We start from the raw sequence: 21,184 nt of genomic DNA, 5'->3' as shown, positions 1-21,184 counted from the left end.
TTTTGGATACCTCCGATAAATTAATTTACTCTTATTTTCATTAAAGCATAGGAAACTGTTCATTCACAGCTAATAAATAGCTATAACCAAACAATCCGTTGCTCTAGAAACGTTTGTGTAGTTCTCATTAAGGATTTTTATAACCTTTTGAAATATCGTCCAATACCAGTACCCAATCATCATTTCTACCGCTTGTTGGTGGAATAAACTTAATCTCCCCTGTGTTCTCATACTCTCCCGCTTCTACTGAATGGCCTGTTCGTGGATCATACCAATTAGCGATTACCTTCGAGCCTGTGATACAACCCATACTGACCCTAAAAGCAAGTCCATTGGGGCTATAGATAAAAGCGTAATCTTGACCACGACTCGCTTGCATGTGATTAGTACCTGAGTAATTCTCTACGAGCAGATCTTGATCAGGAATACGCTCAAATAATGGTCTGGATTCCATCAACCTCCGCACATGACTCATCTGGCTAGCAGCTGGACGAAGGATAGCCGTCTTCCAATCCATGATAAAGTAATCCTTTGGCTCCGTAGTCATCGACCAAATCGAATGATGCCCATAGGTATGGCCAAATGCACCGGCAAATAGCGCCCAGTAAGCCGCTTGTCTAACATCCTTCGGGTCAAAATAACCGTTTCCTGCATTAAAGCTTATCGGATGATCCTCATAGCATGGTTCACTATCAATTGTAGGCTTAATGGGTGAAAGCTGATAATCCTTGGTTACCATTTCGTAATTGGCAATATTAAACCCATCATGGCCAGATTGCATCATATTGAAATCCAACCAATTTTCATGATGGACCTGAAAGGATGAGGAATAGGCACCGTTGGGATGGAAAGACATGAGGAAGCTGCCTCCTGCTCCACGTCGAATCCCCTCAGCCATGGATTGAATGACGTTAAAGACTTCCCTTGTTCTCAAAGGTCGATCTCCGCCAAGCACCCAAATAATATTGCTTTTCGACTTATAGCGGTTACTAATCCATTCTCCATACTTGCCCGCATTCTCCTCTGTAAAGATAACCGGACCAGTACCCCATGTATTATATTTATCACCCCAGGTAGGAAGCAGCGCTACATAGAGCCCATAATCTGCTGCTCTTTCAATGATATAATCCATATGATCCCAATAGCTATATTCCCCTTGCTCCCCAAGATCAGGCAGGGTCGGGTCATACTGACCGCGATCATTACGAAGCAGCGGCAGCATCCCGTAAGCATTCGTTGTCGTGATGCCTTCCATTTCGGCCAAAGCTACAGCTTGAATAACAGTAAAGCCTCTTTCCGCACGATTAGCCAAATATAGCTCCGCATCCTCTTTGTTTAGTTTATGAAAGAGTTCCCAAGCCGTATCCCCTAGCCAGAAAAAAGGTGCACCATCCTCCTGAGCTAAATAACGTCCGTTCTGATGAATCTTTAATTTCTTTAATACTGTCATAGTAATACCTCACTTTTTTAGGAGTTAAAATTAGATCTATGATTCAGACAGGCTCTTATTGGCAGAAGCTGCCGAAATGCGAAATTGATTAGGCGTCAATCCAGTTGATTTGCGAAAAACACTACTGAAATAAGCAGCATCATTGAAACCGACTAGCTCAGCAACCTGCTGAATCTTCAGCTTGGGGTCCTCCAAAAGCTGCTCTGATTTATGAATTCGGGCAGCTGTTAAGTAATTAACCAAGCTTTCACCAAACCACTCCTTAAACCGCCGGGAAAAATAGCTGGGGTTAAAGAAAAACTGCTTAGCTATCATCTGCAGATTGAGAGGTTCATGCAGAGAATGCTCAATGTAGAGCTTCACATCATCGATGAGGCTGTATTCAGAGGAATGCCGCAATTTATACAGATGGCCAATAATGTTCTCAACTATTTCAATAAGCTGAGCTGAGATTTCGCGCCAATTTTTCAAACCATGAAGCCATGTAAGCGTATCGTCCAAATCTCCTATAATCCATTCCGGTATGCTAGTCTGGGTGAGCAAATATTTGCGCAGCAGCAAGTGAAACTCCACACAGAAGCTTTCCAAATGAGTGAAAAGAAACTGCTCGCTTGCGGCAAATCTCTCAACTCTTTGCTCGATCCAATGAGCAATTGCTCCTACATTGCACTCGCTTAAACAGCCCAGCAGCAGAGCCTCATCCTCTCTAGAGATAACAGAGTGAAGTCCATCTCTAACATGCTCCTTATCGGTCAGATAAACCCGCCCAGATCCATGGATAATTGTATTACGCAGAGCTAGCTTGGCCTGCTGATAGGATTGTTGAATGTTGTCCATTTGATTGACTGATGTGCCGCACCCAATCGTCGCTCCAAGCTTTAGATGAAGCTTAATCCCCCCTAGAATTTCTTCAAGCTCGCGGTGAAGGTCATTAGCTTTAATCGGTGATTCTCCTCCAAGCACATATACCAGCTCGTTCTCTAGCATAGCATGGCGAAAGAGGACTCCTGCTCTCCCTGTCGCTTCCAAAACGATGGAGATAATATTCTGGACAGCAAACCAGAGCAGCTTTTCATCTTGTTTGCGGAAGGAAAGATGCGGCAGCTTAAAAGAATCCAATACGAAGACAACCGCCACGAAATTGCTGCAGCTCAGCTTTATAGTATGAAGCCATTCGTCCCTTAATGCTGAGCTTTGTTCATTATTCGCACCATACTGAATGAACTTGCTAAGCATCTGCTCACGCAGTGATTCTTCATTGCGATTTTGGAGATGCTTGAACCGCTCTCCCAAAGAGGAGTGCTGAATACGCTTTTCAATTTTATCCATTATACGAATCAGACTCTCTTTAAGCTCAGCTTTATCAACTGGCTTAAGCAGATAATCCATTACTCCATATTGAATGGCTTTCTGGGCATACTCAAACTCCCCGAAACCACTAATCACGATGAACTGCAGCTCAGGGAACAATTGAAATGCTTCTCGTAGGAATTCCAAGCCATCCATATGTGGCATCCGGATATCTGTGATAACGATGTCCGGCATAACCTCATGCAGCATTCTTAGTGCCTTCAAGCCATCTCCCACTTCAGCAATTATCGTAACTGGCAGTCCGGACATCTCTATTTTCTTAATAATGCCTTGCCGCATTAACTGTTCGTCATCCACAATCATTATTTTCATAAGGAGGACCTCCATGCCTAATTTTCAGCAGAACTATAAATTAGCCTTTGACACCGCTGAAATTGAGGCCTTTTTCAACGGCTCCCTGCGTGCCCATAAAGACGAGCAACAAGGGAAGCATAGAGATAACACCGCTCGCGCTGATCCAATTAGGTCGAGGATTCAAACCATTCTGCATATCGTTCATAGCTACTGTATAGGTCCAATTATGTGGAGATTTGGTCACAACATATGGCCAGAGAAAGTCATTCCAGACTGGAATAAACGTCAAGACAGCCACGATCGTAAACACTGGAATGGACATCGGAATGACAATGCGCAGGAATGTTCTAAGCTCGGAAGCTCCATCTACTCGAGCTGCCTGCAGCAGTTCCTTAGGAAGCTGATCAAAAAATCCTTTGAAAAGAAAGATAATAAAGCCCCAGGCAAAATGAGGTAAAATAACCGCCCATAAATGGTCAACTAATCCCAGCTTCTGCATCAGTAAGTATTGGGGGATCAGTACTGAGACACCAGGAATCATAATCGTCGCTAGAAAATACATTAATAGAACTAGCTTGATTTTCTTATTGGTTATAAGCTGTGAGAGCGCATAGCTCGATAGTGCTCCAAAACTAAGCTGCCAAGCTATTACGACTGCACAAATAATAAAGCTATTTAGAAAATATTGATAAAAGCCCAAACTGCCAGCTACCTCTGATGCCAATAGATTAAGGCTTCGGAAGCTGTCGAACAAACGGAGCCAATTGTGGGATTGCTTTAACTCAACAATTTTACCATCCAACAGCTGCTTTTCGTCGAAAAAGCTTTGCAAATCTCGGCTAAGCGGTTCATTCGAAAGCTTATATTCAGCATGAGAATCTGCAATAGATTTACCCTGTCCATACCAGGAAAACGACGACAGGTGTTTTTCTTTAATTCTCGGCAGTCTGGCTTTCATAATCTTATCGCTGAAGGTCTGAGTAGGAACAATAATAGGCTGACCGACATAGAATTCAGCTGATGTTGTTAATGACCGATAGAGCTCAATCCCGTCCTTAATGCCTGTTATTCTAATTTCTCCAATATTGTCCCGTATATGAGCCATCCACGGAAACCAAGTCGCTTTCATAGCATCCTTCTCATAAAAACCCATTTCTTGTTCCCCTTGTCCGGAGTAGTCAAGCGTTATGGAGATCGAGACGGGAATCTTGGGAATAAATTTAGGTGTGGTGGATTCAATCGATTTACTATCCATAATAGAAGTTAGCAATAGCCATAGAAGTGGAAGTAATCCAAGTAATATAAATACAATTGTCACAACGAAAGAAACGATTGTCAGTCGACGTTCCCCTTTTTCCACGATGCGGTTGCTTTTCATCCTGCTTAGTCATCCTCTCTTTGAAAACGAAATTGTATGAGGGTCAACACGGCAATTACGATGAACATGAAGAAGGAGAGCGCTGCTGAAATGCCAAATCTGGATTGCACAAAAGCCGTTTTCTGAATCATCAATGCAACCACAAGTGAGGCATCAGCTGGTCCACCTTGAGTCAGGACAAAGATATTGTCAAACGATAACAAGACACCTGACATAAAGCCAACGAACTGAATTAATATAATAAATTTGATGTTTGGTAGAATAAGCATGGTCATTCTACGCCAGGGTCCACAGCCATCAATCTTCGCAGCTTCAAAAATTTCAGATGAAATAGACTTAATGGCCGCATAGTAAAGCAGCACGCTAATGCCGCCGCTGGCAAAAAAACCAGGCAGGACAATGGCAATCTTAGTCATGTGTAAATCGTTAAGCCAGCCATAAGGGCCAAGCCCAATTTTGGCAAGCAAGTAATTGAACAAGCCGTGATCGGGATTATACATCCATTTCCACAGCAATGTTCCAGCTACCAGCGGTAGAATATTAGGTATTTGGTACAGGAAACGATAGAATCCATTGTAACGTTTGATATTGCTGAGAAACAGGGCTTGTACAATGGGGACCCAAAATACCATCGCAAGCGATAATACAAAAAATATAAACGTATTTTTCATAGCTACCCAAAATGTATGGGAAACGAGAAACTCGTGATAATTTCCAAAGCCGATAAATTTACCAGGGGGATTAACAATATCATAGTTAAAAAGGCTAATATAAATGGCATCGAATATCAGATAATATTTAAACACAAAAAAAACAACAATCGATGGCAGCAAAAAAAAGATTGCCGTCCAAGGGATCTTAATACGAGTACGAGAGCTTGCTTTAGTGTTCCGATTCATTTCCAGCTGCAGCTCCAGTTGCTTCTCCATTCCACACCACCTTATGAATAACAGTCGGGACTTCCAATTGGAAATCCCGATGTCTCTCTAATTTAATTTTCTATTATTTCGCAGCAGACAAAATGTCCGTATTGTACTTATCGATAACTTCTTTTTGAGCAAGCTCTTGAGCTGCTTTCATCTCTGTCGCAGGATCCGCCTTAGGATCAAGCAGAATCTTCTGAATCGGCTTGGCCAAGTAAGGACTAAGACTGCTTTTCAAGTAGTACTCTAAATGCTTATTCTTGGTCGTTTCTTGAACTGCTGCGATATAATCCGCCGGTAATTCTTTTACAAATTTCATTACATCAAAGTCTTTAACAATCGATAAAGGGTTGATTCCAAAACCGTTGTCTACACAATATTGAGCCCATAGCTCGAAATGCTCCTTGGATTGGAAGAACATAGCGTACTCGAAAGCTGCTTTCATCTTCTCAGGTGTAGACTTCGGATTTAACATCCAGAAGTTGCCTCCGACCTGTGATGGTGCTGTACCTGAGGGACCAACCGGGAATGGTGCAAATCCGATTTCTTCCGGTTTCATACCTTGCTTCATGAAGTTGCCGAAGCTATCCGAACTCCCTAGAATCATTGCAGAACGTCCACTGAAGAAGTCTTTTTGATTCTCATTATAATCTTGCACAACATTCTTCTGGGTAATCTTGTACTTCCATTTCAAATCCTTATAGTATTGAAGGGCCTTAACCGCAGCATCTGATGTAAATTGAAGCTTAACCGTACCATCTGGTTGAAGCTCTGTCAGATCACCGCCTGCTTGCCAAACATAATATTCAAAATGCCAGTCAGCCCAATCCATGCCAAGAATATCAAAGCCGATTGATCCAGGATTTTTTTCTTGAACCTTTTGGGCCGTTGTTGCAAATTCATCCCAAGTTTTCGGGATACTTTCAATCCCAGCCGTCTTGAACATCCTTTTGTTATACAGTAAACCAGTCGAATACATGAAGCTTGGTATTCCATAGACTTTACCGTCTTTGGTAGCCAGGTCGAATGCACCATCGATAAATCTATCTTTATCTGGTGAGCTGTTAACCATATCCGTAATATCAGCAGCTATGCCTTTCTGGATATAAAGCTGCATATCGGGGAATGGTTGCTCCATAGCATCTGGAGCCTCGCCACCAGCAATTGCGGTCATAAATTTCTCGCGCGAATTCGTTTGAAAGGCTTCTACATGCTTAACTTTAATGTTCGGGTGAAGCTTTTCAAATCTGGCAAATTCACTTTCAACGAATGGTTTGCCTGCATCATCTGGAGCAGGTTGATCCCATGCTGTAATCTCGACGATCTGTTCCGGCGTAGCTTCTGGAGTTGCTTCAGGTGTTGCTGGGACTGGACTGGCCGTTTGTGCATTTGTATCATTAGACGGTGCAGCTGAGCTCTCGACGTCCTTGCTTCCAGCTCCACAACCACCGAGCATTCCTGCAATTACTACGGCTGCCACTAGAGTAGAAGCCAATTTGTTGATTCCCCTGTTCTTTTTCATTCATTGCCTCCTATTGATTCTTTAATTTAGCTTACTGATTAATCATATAGGCAAAGACTTTCAATGTTAATGGAATATACGTACTTGTACGGTATGAATATCTTGACATTTTTTTACCATAAGTGGTCAAACTTGATCCTGAATGGAAGAGATAGATAAGCCACGAAACTGATTAGGTGTCATCCCAGTTAATTTGCGAAAGACACTGCTGAAATAAGCGGCATCATTAAAACCAACTAGCTCTGCTATCTGTTGAATTTTGAGCTCTGGGTCCCGTAACAGCTGCTCCGATTTGCGAATTCTAGCAGCCGTTAAGTAATTAACTACGCTTTCGCCAAACCACATCTTGAACCTCCTAGAGAAATAGCTGGAATTGAAAAAGAAGCGATTCGCTATCATCTGAAGCGTAAGTGGTTCATGCAAAGAGTGGTCGATATAAAGCTTCACCTCGTCAATCAGATTATAATCTGGAGATTGGCGTAATTTGGATAAATGGCCAATCATATTCTGAACCACATCAATCAGATGCTGGGGAATTTCCCGCCAATGTTTCATTCCGTGCAGCCAGGCCAATAGATCGTCTAAATCGCCGATAATCCATTCTGGAATACTAGTCTGTGTTAGTAAATATTTGCGCAGCAGCAAATGAAACTCAACGCAGAAGCTTTCTAAATGCGTGAAGAGGACCTGTTCGCTTGCTGCAAAAACCTCGACTCTTTGATTAATCCAATGAGTGATCGCTCCGACATTACACTCGCCTAGACAACCAAGAAGTAAGACCTCATCCTCTCTGGAAATGACGAAATGAATACCTGATTTAACAGGATCGGTATCCGCCAGATAAGTCCTGCCATGCCCATAAATAACTTTATTACGCAAAGCTTGTTTAGCCTGCTGATAGGATTGTTGAATGATATCCATCTGATTGACAAATGTACCGCAGCCGATCGTCGCTTCCAGCTTTAAATGACGTTCAATGCCGCCGATAATTTCTTCAAGCTCTCGACGAAGCTCTTCGGCTTTAATCGGTGATTCTCCACCCAACACATATACCAATTCGTTCTCAAGCATCGCATGGCGAAAGAGCACCCCTGCTCTTCCTGATGATTCAAGCACAATAGAAATGATATTCTGGACAGCAAACCAGAGAAGCTTCTCGTCTTCCTCACGAAACGAAAGATGTGGCAAATGAATGGTTTGTATAACAAAGACAACGACTACAAAGTGTTTGCAATTCAGCTTCATATTCTCCAACCATTCGTCCCTCACAGCTTCACTTTGCCCACTGTCTACACCATACTGGATAAGCTTGCTGAGCACCTGCTCGCGAAGCGATTCTCCATTACTAATTTGTAAATGCTTGTATTGCTCACCTAGAGATGACTGTTCTAGACGCCTTTCTATTATGGCTATAATGCGCAATATGCTTTCTTTCAGTTCTTCCTTATCCACAGGCTTTAGCAAATAATCGGTCACTCCGTACTGGATCGCTTTTCGAGCATATTCGAACTCCCCATAACCGCTAATGACGATAAACTGCAGCTCTGGAAAATCTAGATAGGCTTCACGCATCAAACTCAAGCCATCCATATGAGGCATGCGAATATCGGTGATTACGATATCAACCTCAACTTCATGCAGCTTTTTTAAAGCTTCCACTCCGTCTCTTGCTTCTGCAATAATCGTCACAGGCAATCCGGACATTTGTATTTTCTTAATAATTCCTTGCCGGATTAGTTGTTCATCATCCACGATCATTATTTTCATAGAGCGGCTCCTCTACTCCCATTTTTTTCACTAAAACAGTTACCGTTGTTCCTTGCTCTTCCTCGCTTTGAATCGTCAAGCCATAATGATTTCCATAAACAAGCTTGATTCGATATTGCACATTGAAAATCCCAATGGATGAAGCAGAATTACTAGCATAATTCTGCTGCTGACACTGCTCCAGCATCACTTGCAGAGCTTGTAATTTTTGCTGTTCAATGGAAGGCCCATTGTTCCAAACAATAATCGCAGCATCCGTATCCGACAAGCTAATAACGCGGATCCGAATTTCTCCTCCTACCGATATATGGTCGATTCCATGTATAAAGCTATTCTCTACCAAAGGTTGAAGCAGCAATTTGGGGATTAATATCGTTTGCAGGCCTTCCTCCATTTCAATTGTATAACTGAGACGATCCGCAAAGCGGATTTGCTGCACGGTTAAATAAGTTTCTAGCTGCCTTATTTCGGCTTGCAACGTTGACATATAGCCAGCACTTATGTTGTAACGAAACATTTTGGCCAAGGAAGAGCTAATTAAGCTGATCCTATCATCTTCATGCAGAGCAGCCAAGCTATCAATCATGCCAAGCGTATTATATAGAAAATGCGGATTAATTTGGGATTGCAGTGATTTAATTTGCGCATCCTTCTTGATTAGCTCAGATTCATAAACCTTGGAAATTAACATATTAATTTCTTGAGCCATTCGATTGAAATGTTTAACAAAATAACCGATCTCATCCCGCGACCGAACTGGAATAGATATCTCATAATTGCCTTTTTCAATCGAAACAAAGCCTTTTTTCAGCTGTTTTAATGGTGTAATAATTCGGCTTGCAAGTACACTGGCTATAATCATGGCACCAAGCAAGCAAATAGCGCCTATGAAAATGGTCCGTACCGCTAGTGCATTCACCTGTTTAAGCAGCACTCGAAGCGGTACTTTTCCGACAAGCACCCATGAAGTATTATGCAGCTCATTGGAAACGAATAACGTCTTGCCCCCCTGCTCTTCTCCGTATAAATATTTAGAGGAAACACCGTAGCTGAAGGCAAATAGCGAATCCATCTCCTTCATTTGGTTATTCAAGCGTTCCTCGTTTGCCGGAAGCATAACTTTTCCGTCCTTCGAATCGACCAATGCGTATTCTCCTTGCTTCTCACTCGCGATATTACCCAACCATTTGTTGAGGTATTGAGGGGAAAGCCGGATGTAAAGCACGCCAACAATGGGAGAATTCAAATTAATATTAATCAATTTGATTGCTTGAGCAAAGATAAGCGTATTCACTTGCTTCCCAGTTATTGTATCTATCATATAAGTGGACAGCCATACCCCTTTCCCATCGTTGGCGATAGCCATTTCTTCCAAAGAGCTGGAATCAAAGTCCATGCTTTTAACTCCTCCGCTGGATAGCTTGTAACCGTCCAATTGACTGATCATAATGAAATCCACAATAGGATTATCAGACAAAAATTGGCTGAATTTCGCTGAGTAATGACTGTATGTGTCAGGTTCAGACCCCATCTTTTTAACAAACTGTTGAAAATTCTTATCTCCAAAATAATCCCATGCCACGTTCTTCACGTTAGCCATATAGGATTCGAGTGTGGCAGCGGATTGATTACTTATTTGTTCCATATTCCCGATTGCTATTCGCTTCATTTCCGAAGAAGTTTGCAGATAAGTGTCCATCCCTAATATCGTGACCGTTATCGAGATCATAATGAAGAAACAAAACCATATTTTTCGGTACAAGGACTTTGTAATAAAGTAGTAAGGCATAAGCAGTATTTGAGCTATTATTGGTAAACTCCTCATTACCTGCATTCGCTTGTCCCCTCATTTCAGCTTATTTATTAATTCAACTAAATTATAATTCAACTAACCCAATTATATTTATTTATTTATTAATATTTTTACTATTTTCCTATTAAATTTTTTACTAAATTACTAACCCAATAGTCTCTATTGAAAAAAAATAACCCGAGAATTCCGGGTTAGATAGTAGATACTTCATTTAGTTTTTGTTATAAATCCTGTACAACACGACTGCAGCTTGCGCCTTTGTTAAATGACCTAGTGGAATAATGGTATGTCCATCCCCTACAAGAATTCCGTCCTTAACCAGATCGGCCATATACTCTTTGGCATAACTGGCTATTTTGGGGGCATCCGTGAAAATTTTAAGATCGTTCTCCGTTCCATCCGCCAGTGTTTTATTAGCTATTTTCAGAGCTCTAACCAAAAACACAGCCATTTCCTGTCTTGTTATCTGTGCACCTGGATTGAACTTATTCTCCCCAGTCCCCAATGTTATTCCAAGCTTTTTGGCTATTCCAATGGAGTTATAAAAGGTATCCGATTTGTTAAGATCACTAAAATTAGTATCAAACTTAGCTGAAATGCCCAATGTCTTGACTAAAGCATCCATGAATTCATCTCTAGTAATACTTCGGTCCGGGTTGAATAAGGCAGCATCCTTGGTTCCATTTAAAATCCCTTTAGAAGTCATCACTTCGATTGATTGTTGCGCCCATTTGAATTTTGCTGCATCACTAAAGCTAGTGAAATTGTAAGCTACAGCATATTTGCTAAAATGTGTTGTGGTAAAAACAATCATCCCTGTTGCTGCATCATATTGAGCATTAGGCACTGGAATTGCAGCATCCGTTCCATCTATATACCAGACAACAATGTGCTCCAGATTTCCCAGCTCTTCCTTGGATGGTGTATAAGCAATAGATACTGCTACCGGTACATCTGGATTATTCCAATGAAGCACCTTGCCATCTGCATTGAAGCTGATTTCTACAACTGGCCTGCTTCCAATGCGTTGTTTAATATCGTTGCTCAATTTGGATGCATCCGCTGAAGCTATGGACAGCTCAATCGTTTTCACCCCTTGTGTTTCTGCTTCTGAGAACATATTCAACGGTAGGATTACAGATCCTTCTGGCGTTTTTATTTCCAGATTCTTATGCTCACTTTCCTTGTTAAAAAGAGTAGCTGGAAGCTGTAATACATATTCCTTAGTGCCATCTACTGCTTTTATCTCGATAGATACAGTACTTTCACCTTGGCTATCCGTCTTTACATTTTCAAGTGCTTTTGAAAAATCACTTAACGATATAGCGGCAATTGCTTTACCGTTCTCCAATTTAGGGGTGACATTAATCAAGTTATCTTTAAACTCTTTCTGCCCATTATCTACCACTGGAATTGTCGGTACTGCAGGAACTGGATTGGTAGGAGTAGTACTGCCTCCGCCGTTGTTTAAATTGACACTAATCAAATAGGGCTTTTCTAAGGTAGCTGTAATATTGTTCGTATCCATTGTACCGCCATTAATAAGCTCGTTTGCTGTACCCACGGATTTTCCGTTCACTTCAATATTAAAATTCTTGGAGGTAGAAGAAGAATCATAATCAGCAAAGTTTATTAAGAGTTTTCCATTATACTCTGTGCTTAGCCATTCAACACCGTCAATTGGCAATCCAGTGCTCTTATCTTTAAGCACGACCTGCATTAATCCTAATGTTTTCAATTCATCTCTTACGGTTTGCTTCAAGGTATCCATATCCATAGAGGCATCTTTGACTATTGAATTGGAAAGTATAGCGCTTCTGTCAGCTGCATTTAACGGTTTATTATTCTCATCGAAGCTTAAAGCATCGTTCCCAATCACAATTACTTTTCCGCCAGCTGCAACAAAGCTCTTAATTGCCAGCAATGTAGCTGCACCAACATGAGTTGCCTGAGGAATAATTAGCAGCTTGTAATTGTTTAATCCACCTATTTGCGTTTGCTTTTCCGAGACAAACCCAACCTTTTGACCATTATAGGTTAAAGCTTCATAAGCCTTATCCAATGTATCTAGATATTGGTTTGTGTAAACCATCGAAGGCAGTGAATAGAGGATCGCAGATTGTGGCGTAATATTCTGCAATGCTGTCACTTCATAAGCCAATCTGTTCAGATCTAAATTTAATTTACCAATCGTTTTGACAACATCCGGCCGATTCAATACACTGCCATTCAGGTCGCTGGTTGCATCATTTGTTCGCTCCCATACCCATACCGTTGAAGCCGTTCTGCCATGAACAGCCGCTTGCCACATCGATGTTTCTACATGCTCAGCTTGTTCTGGAGTAAATACACTATCCCGATCCGCAATAACATGCGTTTCTGAATTAAATACGGGCGCTTTTTTTAAAGAAGTCTGTAAATCATAGAATCTGTTTTCTCTGAGGAAACCACCCGCTCCATTGCCTAAGTAATTCCAGTTGTCATTTCCATTAATATCGGAGAATTTACTGAAATCTTCAGGATCTACCCCGTAAGTTGTAACACCATTTAAATTCCCCATGATCTTAGTGCTCACAGGCAACTCAGGTGCCAGCTCCTTAACCAGCCCAGCCATCCATTCATGCCAGGAGGCAAAATAGTCATTATTAAACGTTGTCCAATCGTAATATAACGGTGTAGCTTCATCTGCATTTGGCATCGCTACTTCATTGAATAAAGTGAAATCCGTTCCGTAAATGTCGTTTAAGCTGCCAATATCGCTATATTTGTGCTCGAGAAATTCATGCCACGGTGTTACAGCGAATGAATCCTTTCTGGTATCATACTTAGGTTCATTCGTCAGAATAATGCTGTGTAAAGACGGATGATCTTTGACTAAAGGTACTATGGTATCAATGAATGCTTTTACAATTTCACGTGCCTTTGGAGCATTGACATTATAATTAAGGAAGCCTTCGTTTGAATTAGCCAAATCAGGCCATTTGGTTTTTGCCCATGCTGGAAAATAATGTGGTGAAAGCAGCAAGCTTACAGCAATATTATGGTCATCTGCATTCTGCAAATAGGGAATAATATTATCCTCGATATTGGTCGTCGATATGCTGAAATCCGCATCACTACCTTGCTCAGGAGCAAGAACTGTTCCATCTGGACCAATTTCCATTTGGATAATGTTAGTTCCATAATCGCTAAATTTTGGAATATCAGCCTTAGCTTGATTGAAATGTCCATATCCGGTAAAGAAAATGGGCCGATTCTGGATGACATCAGAAACGGAGGTTTTAGCAGCGCCCATAAAGGAATAACCTTCAATATCTGTTGCTCCAGTCACATATCTTGGAACAGCCAACGCCGTTTTCTGCCCACTTAGATAAGCATTTAAATTTGTTTCCGCTTCCTGGAATAATTTCTCCAGCTCAGTTGCTACATAATCCGCACGCGAGGTAAAGCTGCTAGCAACATCATCTTTGCCATATTGGATAAAATTCTTAATGACTGTATAATTCACTGTTTCATAGTCTACAGGAATATTCTTTGCTTTCGCCTGTGACAGTAAACCTTCGAGAATGGGAAGTCTTGCGTTCAAGTCGTCAAATGCAGCATTCAAGCCTGCATCATTTCTTGAAACAGCTACTTGAACTTTAGCCTCTTTCACTATTCCAGTGCCATTTTCGGTTAGTGTTGCTTTGACCTCTTGGTTACCAAGGGCATGGAATGTTACAGGGATTGCTTTCTTAAGCACTTTTCCTGCTGGAACAATAAGATGATCGATTGTTAAATTCGCTGCTGGAACCGATAGGGCAAAATCAATATCGTCCGTTCCAAAGTTAGGTAGAGATAAATAATAATTATCTACCGATTCCTCCAATGTTTTCTGGGGACCATACAGCCCAGTACTCCAGGTTTGTGTCGGCTGAAGTAAGATTAAAGACCCTAGGGTTGTCGCATTCTTGCCATTACCTATTCCCGGTGTCCATTCTATATAACCTTTTCTGCCATTTCCATCGTTGTCGTTAACAATTAAGGTGAAAGGAACTTTTTCGCCAGGTAATACCGGTAATACAGCTAACCATGGAATAGAAATATCATAGGTTGTTTCTTTGGTGCCTTCATCCCTGCTTGATTTAAATTTGATTGAATCTACACCTAGCTTGGCACTTCCACTGTTCCAGCTAAATTTACTAGCCGTCCCTTGACCATAGGAGAAGCCATATTCAGGTCCGTAAACGGTCCCGTCTTTAGAAAATGCTACCTGCACGCTATCGCCCATCCAAATATCTCCATTAGAAAAGTCTGATTGGACATTATCTTTAACCTTAACATGTACAAGAAGATTATTGTCATCATAAGCCAAAGCTACATTGGCAGAAAGATCAGCATCACCAGCCCAACCATTAACTATGACTTGTTTACTAATGTTAGAGGGCAGTTTGAAGCTTGCTTGCCCACTCCAATCATCCATGTATCCGTTTTGATCTATATGTGTGGTTTTATTAATTCCTGCAAGCACACTATCGCCAATATCCCCAACATTGGAATTCAGTTTGTAAATCTCTTCACCAGGAACACCAGTCCCAATATTGAACTGAAAATTGGATACTGCACTTTTCCCAAAGCCCTCCATTTCAGCATAAGCCTTGATTAAAGTTACTTCCTCTATCGTAATTGGCCCATTATATTCAATTTTTGAAGCTGAGCTTCTCGGGTCTGTACCGTCCAAGGTGTAGAAAATCGAGGCTCCACTTGTTTCTGTAGCAAGACTCACAGGCGTACCCGGCAAGACAGCCGAAGCACCAGGAGTGGCCGTTACGGGCTGGATCTGAGCTGGACTAAGTATTCTAATATTATCCAACATATAATGCAGTGTAGTTCTGCCGCCAATCGAGGCATCTCCATTAAATACGTAGAATACGATATATTCAATCGATGATCGTTCTTCCACCGGAACATTGCTTAAATCCAAAGTGAATGTATTCCATTCGTTAGCAATCATCGCAGGTAACACGTCTTCATAGATGACATGTCCATCTACTTTATCCTGCAGCTTAAAACGGATCGGTTCTTTGTCTACAGATTGGCTGCCTACTGGGCGGATATCAAATTTCAGTTTGGTTGCTCCAGACATATCAATAAATGGACTCGGGATTTTCCAGAAAAACCCGATACAGCAATTACTAGTCGGTACAGGAAACGTAATGTCGAGAGATTGATTCCCCTCGGTTTTATAGACGGTTTCTGTGACAGGAGTAAGCCCCTCATCAAATCCCCATTGACTCATATCTTCGAAACCGTTCACTACTCGCTCAGTCAAGTTAACAATTGGGGTAAGCATTCTCACATTGTCCAACATATAATGCAGCGACGTTCTTCCGTTAATTCCAGAGTCCTCATTGAATACATAGAAAACGATATATTCAATCGAAGAACGTTCTTCCACTGGCACATTGCTTAAATCCAAAGTGAATGTATTCCACTCATTAGCATTCATTACAGGAAGTACATCCTCATAAATAACATGGCCATCGACTTTATCCTGCAGCTTAAACCGAATCGGTTCACTGCCCATGGACTGGCTGCCCACCGGCCGGATATCAAATTTAAGCTGGCTCGCACCAGACATATCCACATAAGGGCTTGGGATTTTCAAGAAAAGACCTATACAACAATTCTCGGTCGGTACAGGAAATGTAATATCAAGAGATTGATTCCCTTCCGTTTTGTAGATTGTCTCTGCGACAGGAGTCAACCCTGCATCAAAGCCCCATTTGCCTAAATCTTCAAAACCGTCAACGACATGTTGAATCATCGCAGCTGGCTTAACTGCTCTCACATTGTCAAACATATATTGCAAGGAAGTCCTGCCATTAATAGAAGCATCTTGATTAAACACATAGAAAACTACGTAAGTAATCGATGCACGATTTGCTGATGAAATGCTGCTTAAATCCAAATTAAATGTATTCCATTCATTCGCATTCTGCACCGGGAGTATATCTTCATACAAGACACCGCCAACACTATCTTCAAGCTTGAAATGCAGAGGTTCAACTTCACCCGCTGTTTGTACCCCAACTGGGCGAATATCTATTTTTAGCTGCGTTGCCTCAGACAAATCTAAGTGACTGCCTCCAACTTCCCAGTAAAAACCGCTCCATGCGTTGCCATTTGCCGGATTTGAAACTGCAAAAGTAGCTTTTGCAGATTGTGCACCTTCGGTTTTGTAAACTGTTTCTGCAACAGTAGTCGCTTCTCCTGCCCATTGACTTAGTTGTTCAAACCCGTTTACAACCTCATCTTTAGTACTCATAACCTGTGTATCTATATTTTCTGCATAAGCCTTATTCGCAGGCATAATTCCCAATCCCAATAATCCAATTAACATAGAAATGATTAGTACAATGGCATTTAGTCTTTTAAGCATCTTTAGCCCTCCACTTTTAGTAAAATTTTTAATTGGTATTCATCAAAATTTCCATAAGAAAAAAAGGGGTGACCCTAAGTGTTTCAATCACCCCTGTTCGCTAGTCTAAAGCTAGGTAGTCCGTAAATTATCGAAATAGTATTCTAGAAAGGCTCTCCCGTTTATCTCACTAGTAAATCCGGAATAAAGATAAAGGTTTACTTCTTTAATTTGTTGACGATTGCCCGCTGGAATACCTGATAAACTAATCGTTACTGTATTCCACTGATTGGCAATCAGATGAGGAAGTTTAGTTTCATAGATGACTCCACCTACTTGATCTTGCAGTTTTAATACTATAGGCTCAGACAATACTCCTGGAGTTTGGCTAAGTGGATAAACGTCAATTTTCAGACTAGCAGCCGTTCCAATATTCACATAAGGGCTATTAATCGTGTAATAGGAATTTACCCAACCGCTGACTACTGTATAACGATTTTTGATGGATTGCGTGCCTTGTGTCTTAATAGTTGTATTGGCTGTTTGTGTTGTCTGGCCTGCCCACTGTGCAACATTATCAAATGCGTTAATTAATAAACCTGGTGGTGGAGTTGGCGTCGGCGTTGGTGTTGGGGTGGAACCGCTTGTGGTAACGGTATATTTGTCGATATCTGCAGCAGCATTATCCGCTGAATCTCTTTGAATCTTGATTGTGTTACTTGAGCCGGAGTTAAGTGGAATCGTAATCGATCCGGTATTTCCAAAAGTATTCCAGCTACCTGTTGCAGCATAACTTGTTTGCTGAATCTTCACACCATTTACATATAAGCTTAATGATCTGGAGGTTGTATTTCCGTTGGAGTAGCGAACGACAAGTGTTGCATTGCCTCCTGCTCCACCGTTTACACCACTTATCTGCGAGTAGGCGCCTACACTATTTAAATTGCCTACCACCTTAAGATTAGATGCATTACTTGCACTTTGCTGTTGTCCACCTACTGCATAAGTCCCATTCTCCGCTTCATAGCTTGTCGTTCCTCCTGGTGGTGGAGTTGGTGTTGGTGTCGGTGTTGGTGTCGGTGTTGGAGTTGACGTAGAACCGCCCCAGCCTGAGGTTGGAGGAGTTGGTGCTGGCGGTGAATTTGTCATAATAGTTAGTATTTGGTTCATTACAGGTTTAAAGGTGTTGTTATTGCGCAGCAAACCAAAATTCAATTCTGGATCGGTTGTGCTGACGCCACCATCTTTATAAGTATACAAAAACATCGGTCCTGTCCAGGCAGACCAGGCAGACTGTGTCCACACTTGAAATGCAGATATTGTATAATCACTCTGTTGCTGCTCAGTAACTGTATTTGGCCCCTGAGTAGGATAACCAAATTCAGTTGCCCAAACCTGTTTACTGCCATCTCCATTGTTAGCCATAATGGTATGGATTTCATTAGCCCTGAGAAGAGCATTCCAAACACTTGGTGTTGTCGGAGCTGCCGGCCAGCAATACGGATGAATCGCCAGAGCATCAAAATAGTTTTTTCCGCCATTAGCATAAATCCCCGTAACCCAGTCGTAAGGATCCACAATCCCAGCCACGCCTATTAGATTGGCAGGCGCTCCATTAATAATTGTTACCGGCAGCTGTAAAGCAACTGATGCTGCACGAATAGCGGTTGATCCCGGTATTAGAATGTTACTTACGAATAAGGAAGGACTGGACTGGACCGAATAGTTTGGTTCATTCCACAATTCATAGGTCGAAACACCAAGTGGCAAGTAACGCCTAACAGACAAATCGAGAAAATTCTTCCAAGCATTGATATTAGCGGTATTAGGATAATAACGTGAATCTGAATTGCCCCCGTTCGCCCAGCTAGGCGTATACGATGCAACAAGCAAAACCTTCAAACCGTGGGCAAGTGCCGTATTAACCATCTTATCCGGATTGCTCCAGTCATACGAGGTAGCCCCTCCAGCCTGAACAAGATCCCATTTTAAATCAATACGCACCCATTTCATTCCTGTAGCAACTACATTGTTGGCTGCCGTATCCAACTCGGCTTGAGTGCCGTAATACCATTGAGCGTTGACTCCGCCTCGGGTATTTGGCACACTATACGCATTAGCATCTGAAGGGAAAATCGTCGCTATCATCATTACCAACATGGCCATTATTAATAAATATGGAACACTGCCTTTTATCCTCAATCTCAAAACCTCCTGATTATTTTATTGAAAGCTGTTTGAGCTAACTACCCATTTTAAGAAATGCCTTTAGATTGTCCGTTGCCACCTCCATTGTTACCGTTTTCATTGCTGCTCAAAGAACATTAATTAATGCCTAATCCCTCCTTTCCTCATAGAATAAAACACTATTTGAGTGTGCTTCACGGATATCGTACTTTAAGAGATCAAGTGCTTCAATAGAATATCTTTACTAAAGTCTGATGTTATTTTTACCTATCCTTTTACACTGCCCAATCGAATCCCGCTGACAAAATATTTTTGCAAAAACGGATATACAATTAGAATAGGCACGGAAGCAACGACCATCTGCGCTCCACGTATGGAGCGGTCATTCAGCTTAGCCAATCTAATTTGTTCAGTAGCCGAGGTCGTTACGGAATTTATTTTAACTACAATAGTTTGCAAATAGCTCTGCAGTGGATAATTCTCTGAATTGCTCATATAGATTAGCCCATCAAACCAGGAGTTCCAATGTCCCACAATACAGAACAAGGTGATCGTCGCAATTGCTGGCGTAGAGAGCGGTACATAAATCTGCCATAAGGTTCGCCAATGGTTTGCACCATCGATGTTCGCAGCATCCTCGATTTCTTCTGGCACCTCTCGAAAGAAATTCAGCATCAGAATGATATTAAATACGGTAACAGCACCTGGCAGGACCAGAGCCCAAATAGTATTCATCAGTCCGAGCTTACTAATTAATATATAAGATGGAATTAAACCGCCACTAAAGAGCATAGTGAAAAAGAAAAACCAAACATAGATCGAGCGAGTTCGAAATTTCTCTTTGGATTTGGATAGTGGGTAGGCAAGCAATATAACAAGAAAAACGTTTAACGTCGTGCCCATAGCAACCCGTTTTAAAGTTACAACGAATGCTCTCCAGAACGCATCCTTCTCAATGACATACATATAAGAATCCAAGGTGAAACGGACTGGCCATAGGCTTACTAATCCACCTGTAATTGCTGAATCCTCACTGAATGAAACCGCTAGAATATGGACAAATGGCACCAAGCATATTACGCTGGTTAAGGTAAGAAATATAAGATTAAAAATATTGAATATTTTTTGTCCCTGTGTGTAGTTAAATAACATGATCTTCCCTCCCGCAAGATAATACCGTTTGTAAAAAACTACTGGTTAAAAAATTCTATACTTAAATAAACGATATACGACAAAATAAGAGGTTGAAATGAGCACAAAAGAAACAATGGATTTCAATAATCCAACCGCAGTCGATGGACCATATTGTGCTTGAAGAAGTCCCATCCGATAGACCATGGTGTCAATGACATCTCCTGATTCGTAGACCTGAGGACTATATAAATTAAAAATTTGATCAAACCCAGCATCCAACACTCCTCCTAAGCTAAGCACCATTAAGAGAATGATGATCATGTGCATGCCAGGCAATGTGATGTGCCAGGTTTGCTTCCATCTACCCGCTCCATCTACTGCAGCTGATTCGTATAAAGAAGGATCAATGCTCGTTATCGCAGCCAAATAAATAATCGTACTGAACCCAAAGTTCTTCCAAACATCGGAACCAACCATTGTATAGGGAAACCAAGTGTTATCACCCAAGAAGAATATGGGCTTAAAACCGAGGAAACCTAGAAACTCATTAACAATTCCTGTCGATGGGGATAGGATATCGATCATAATCCCGCCTAGAATAATCCAGGAAAGAAAGTATGGAAAATAAATAATCGTCTGTGTAACCCGTTTGAATACTCGATTGCGTACTTCATTGAGCAGTAATGCAAATGTAATCGGGACAATCAAGCCCGCGATAATTTTCATAATGGCGATGGATAGAGTATTCCATATCACCCTCCAAATGTTAGGTGTGGCAAAAATATATTTGAAGTTTTCCAAGCCAATCCATTCTTGATCCCCGAATAAATGTTTAAGCGGCAGAAAATTCTGAAAGGCAATCCTAACACCAATCATGGGAATATAAGCAAAAATAATCACAAATACAATACCAGGCAATAGCATTAAGTGCAGCGGAAATTCTCT

General features: G+C 41.4%; 11 protein-coding genes. All 11 read right to left on the bottom strand.

The window, feature by feature from the left end:
• Positions 1-127: 127 nt before the first annotated feature.
• The 11 genes from EHS13_RS08415 to EHS13_RS08365 all read right to left on the bottom strand — a co-directional run bounded on the left by EHS13_RS08415 (position 128) and on the right by EHS13_RS08365 (position 21,163).
• Positions 128-1,450 carry a glycoside hydrolase family 140 protein gene (locus EHS13_RS08415; protein ID WP_155699900.1) on the bottom strand — a complete coding sequence of 441 codons (1,323 nt, stop codon included), beginning with the start codon at positions 1,448-1,450 and terminating at the stop codon, positions 128-130.
• Positions 1,451-1,486: 36 nt separating this feature from the next.
• Complete coding sequence (locus EHS13_RS08410) at positions 1,487-3,133, bottom strand: response regulator (RefSeq protein ID WP_162463005.1); 1,647 nt, start codon at positions 3,131-3,133, stop codon at positions 1,487-1,489.
• Positions 3,134-3,173: 40 nt separating this feature from the next.
• Complete coding sequence (locus EHS13_RS08405; RefSeq protein ID WP_155699898.1) at positions 3,174-4,493, bottom strand: carbohydrate ABC transporter permease; 1,320 nt, start codon at positions 4,491-4,493, stop codon at positions 3,174-3,176.
• A 5-nt stretch (positions 4,494-4,498) separates the two neighbouring features.
• The gene (locus EHS13_RS08400; RefSeq protein ID WP_227013844.1) at positions 4,499-5,422 is read right to left on the bottom strand and encodes a carbohydrate ABC transporter permease; all 924 of its coding nucleotides are present in this window, start codon (positions 5,420-5,422) and stop codon (positions 4,499-4,501) included.
• A gap of 73 nt (positions 5,423-5,495) precedes the next feature.
• Positions 5,496-6,938, bottom strand: coding sequence for an extracellular solute-binding protein (locus EHS13_RS08395; RefSeq protein WP_155699897.1), 1,443 nt, complete (start codon positions 6,936-6,938; stop codon positions 5,496-5,498).
• 126 nt (positions 6,939-7,064) lie between these two features.
• A complete protein-coding gene (locus EHS13_RS08390) occupies positions 7,065-8,705 on the bottom strand; it encodes a response regulator (RefSeq protein WP_155699896.1) in 1,641 nt (546 codons plus the stop codon).
• On the bottom strand, positions 8,683-10,539 hold the full coding sequence (locus EHS13_RS08385; RefSeq protein ID WP_155699895.1) for a sensor histidine kinase: 1,857 nt from the start codon (positions 10,537-10,539) through the stop codon (positions 8,683-8,685). Before EHS13_RS08385 ends, EHS13_RS08390 begins: the two co-directional genes overlap by 23 nt.
• 190 nt (positions 10,540-10,729) lie before the next feature.
• The gene (locus tag EHS13_RS08380) at positions 10,730-16,939 is read right to left on the bottom strand and encodes an S-layer homology domain-containing protein (RefSeq protein WP_155699894.1); all 6,210 of its coding nucleotides are present in this window, start codon (positions 16,937-16,939) and stop codon (positions 10,730-10,732) included.
• 111 nt (positions 16,940-17,050) lie between these two features.
• Complete coding sequence (locus tag EHS13_RS08375; protein WP_227013843.1) at positions 17,051-19,084, bottom strand: hypothetical protein; 2,034 nt, start codon at positions 19,082-19,084, stop codon at positions 17,051-17,053.
• 288 nt (positions 19,085-19,372) lie between these two features.
• Complete coding sequence (locus EHS13_RS08370; protein WP_155699892.1) at positions 19,373-20,257, bottom strand: carbohydrate ABC transporter permease; 885 nt, start codon at positions 20,255-20,257, stop codon at positions 19,373-19,375.
• A 45-nt stretch (positions 20,258-20,302) separates the two neighbouring features.
• On the bottom strand, positions 20,303-21,163 hold the full coding sequence (locus EHS13_RS08365) for an ABC transporter permease (RefSeq protein ID WP_405083576.1): 861 nt from the start codon (positions 21,161-21,163) through the stop codon (positions 20,303-20,305).
• Positions 21,164-21,184 lie beyond the last annotated feature (21 nt).

Source organism: Paenibacillus psychroresistens, from assembly GCF_009728935.1.
Classification (GTDB): domain Bacteria; phylum Bacillota; class Bacilli; order Paenibacillales; family NBRC-103111; genus Paenibacillus_AC; species Paenibacillus_AC psychroresistens.
This window is presented reverse-complemented; position numbering and strand designations above follow the sequence as displayed.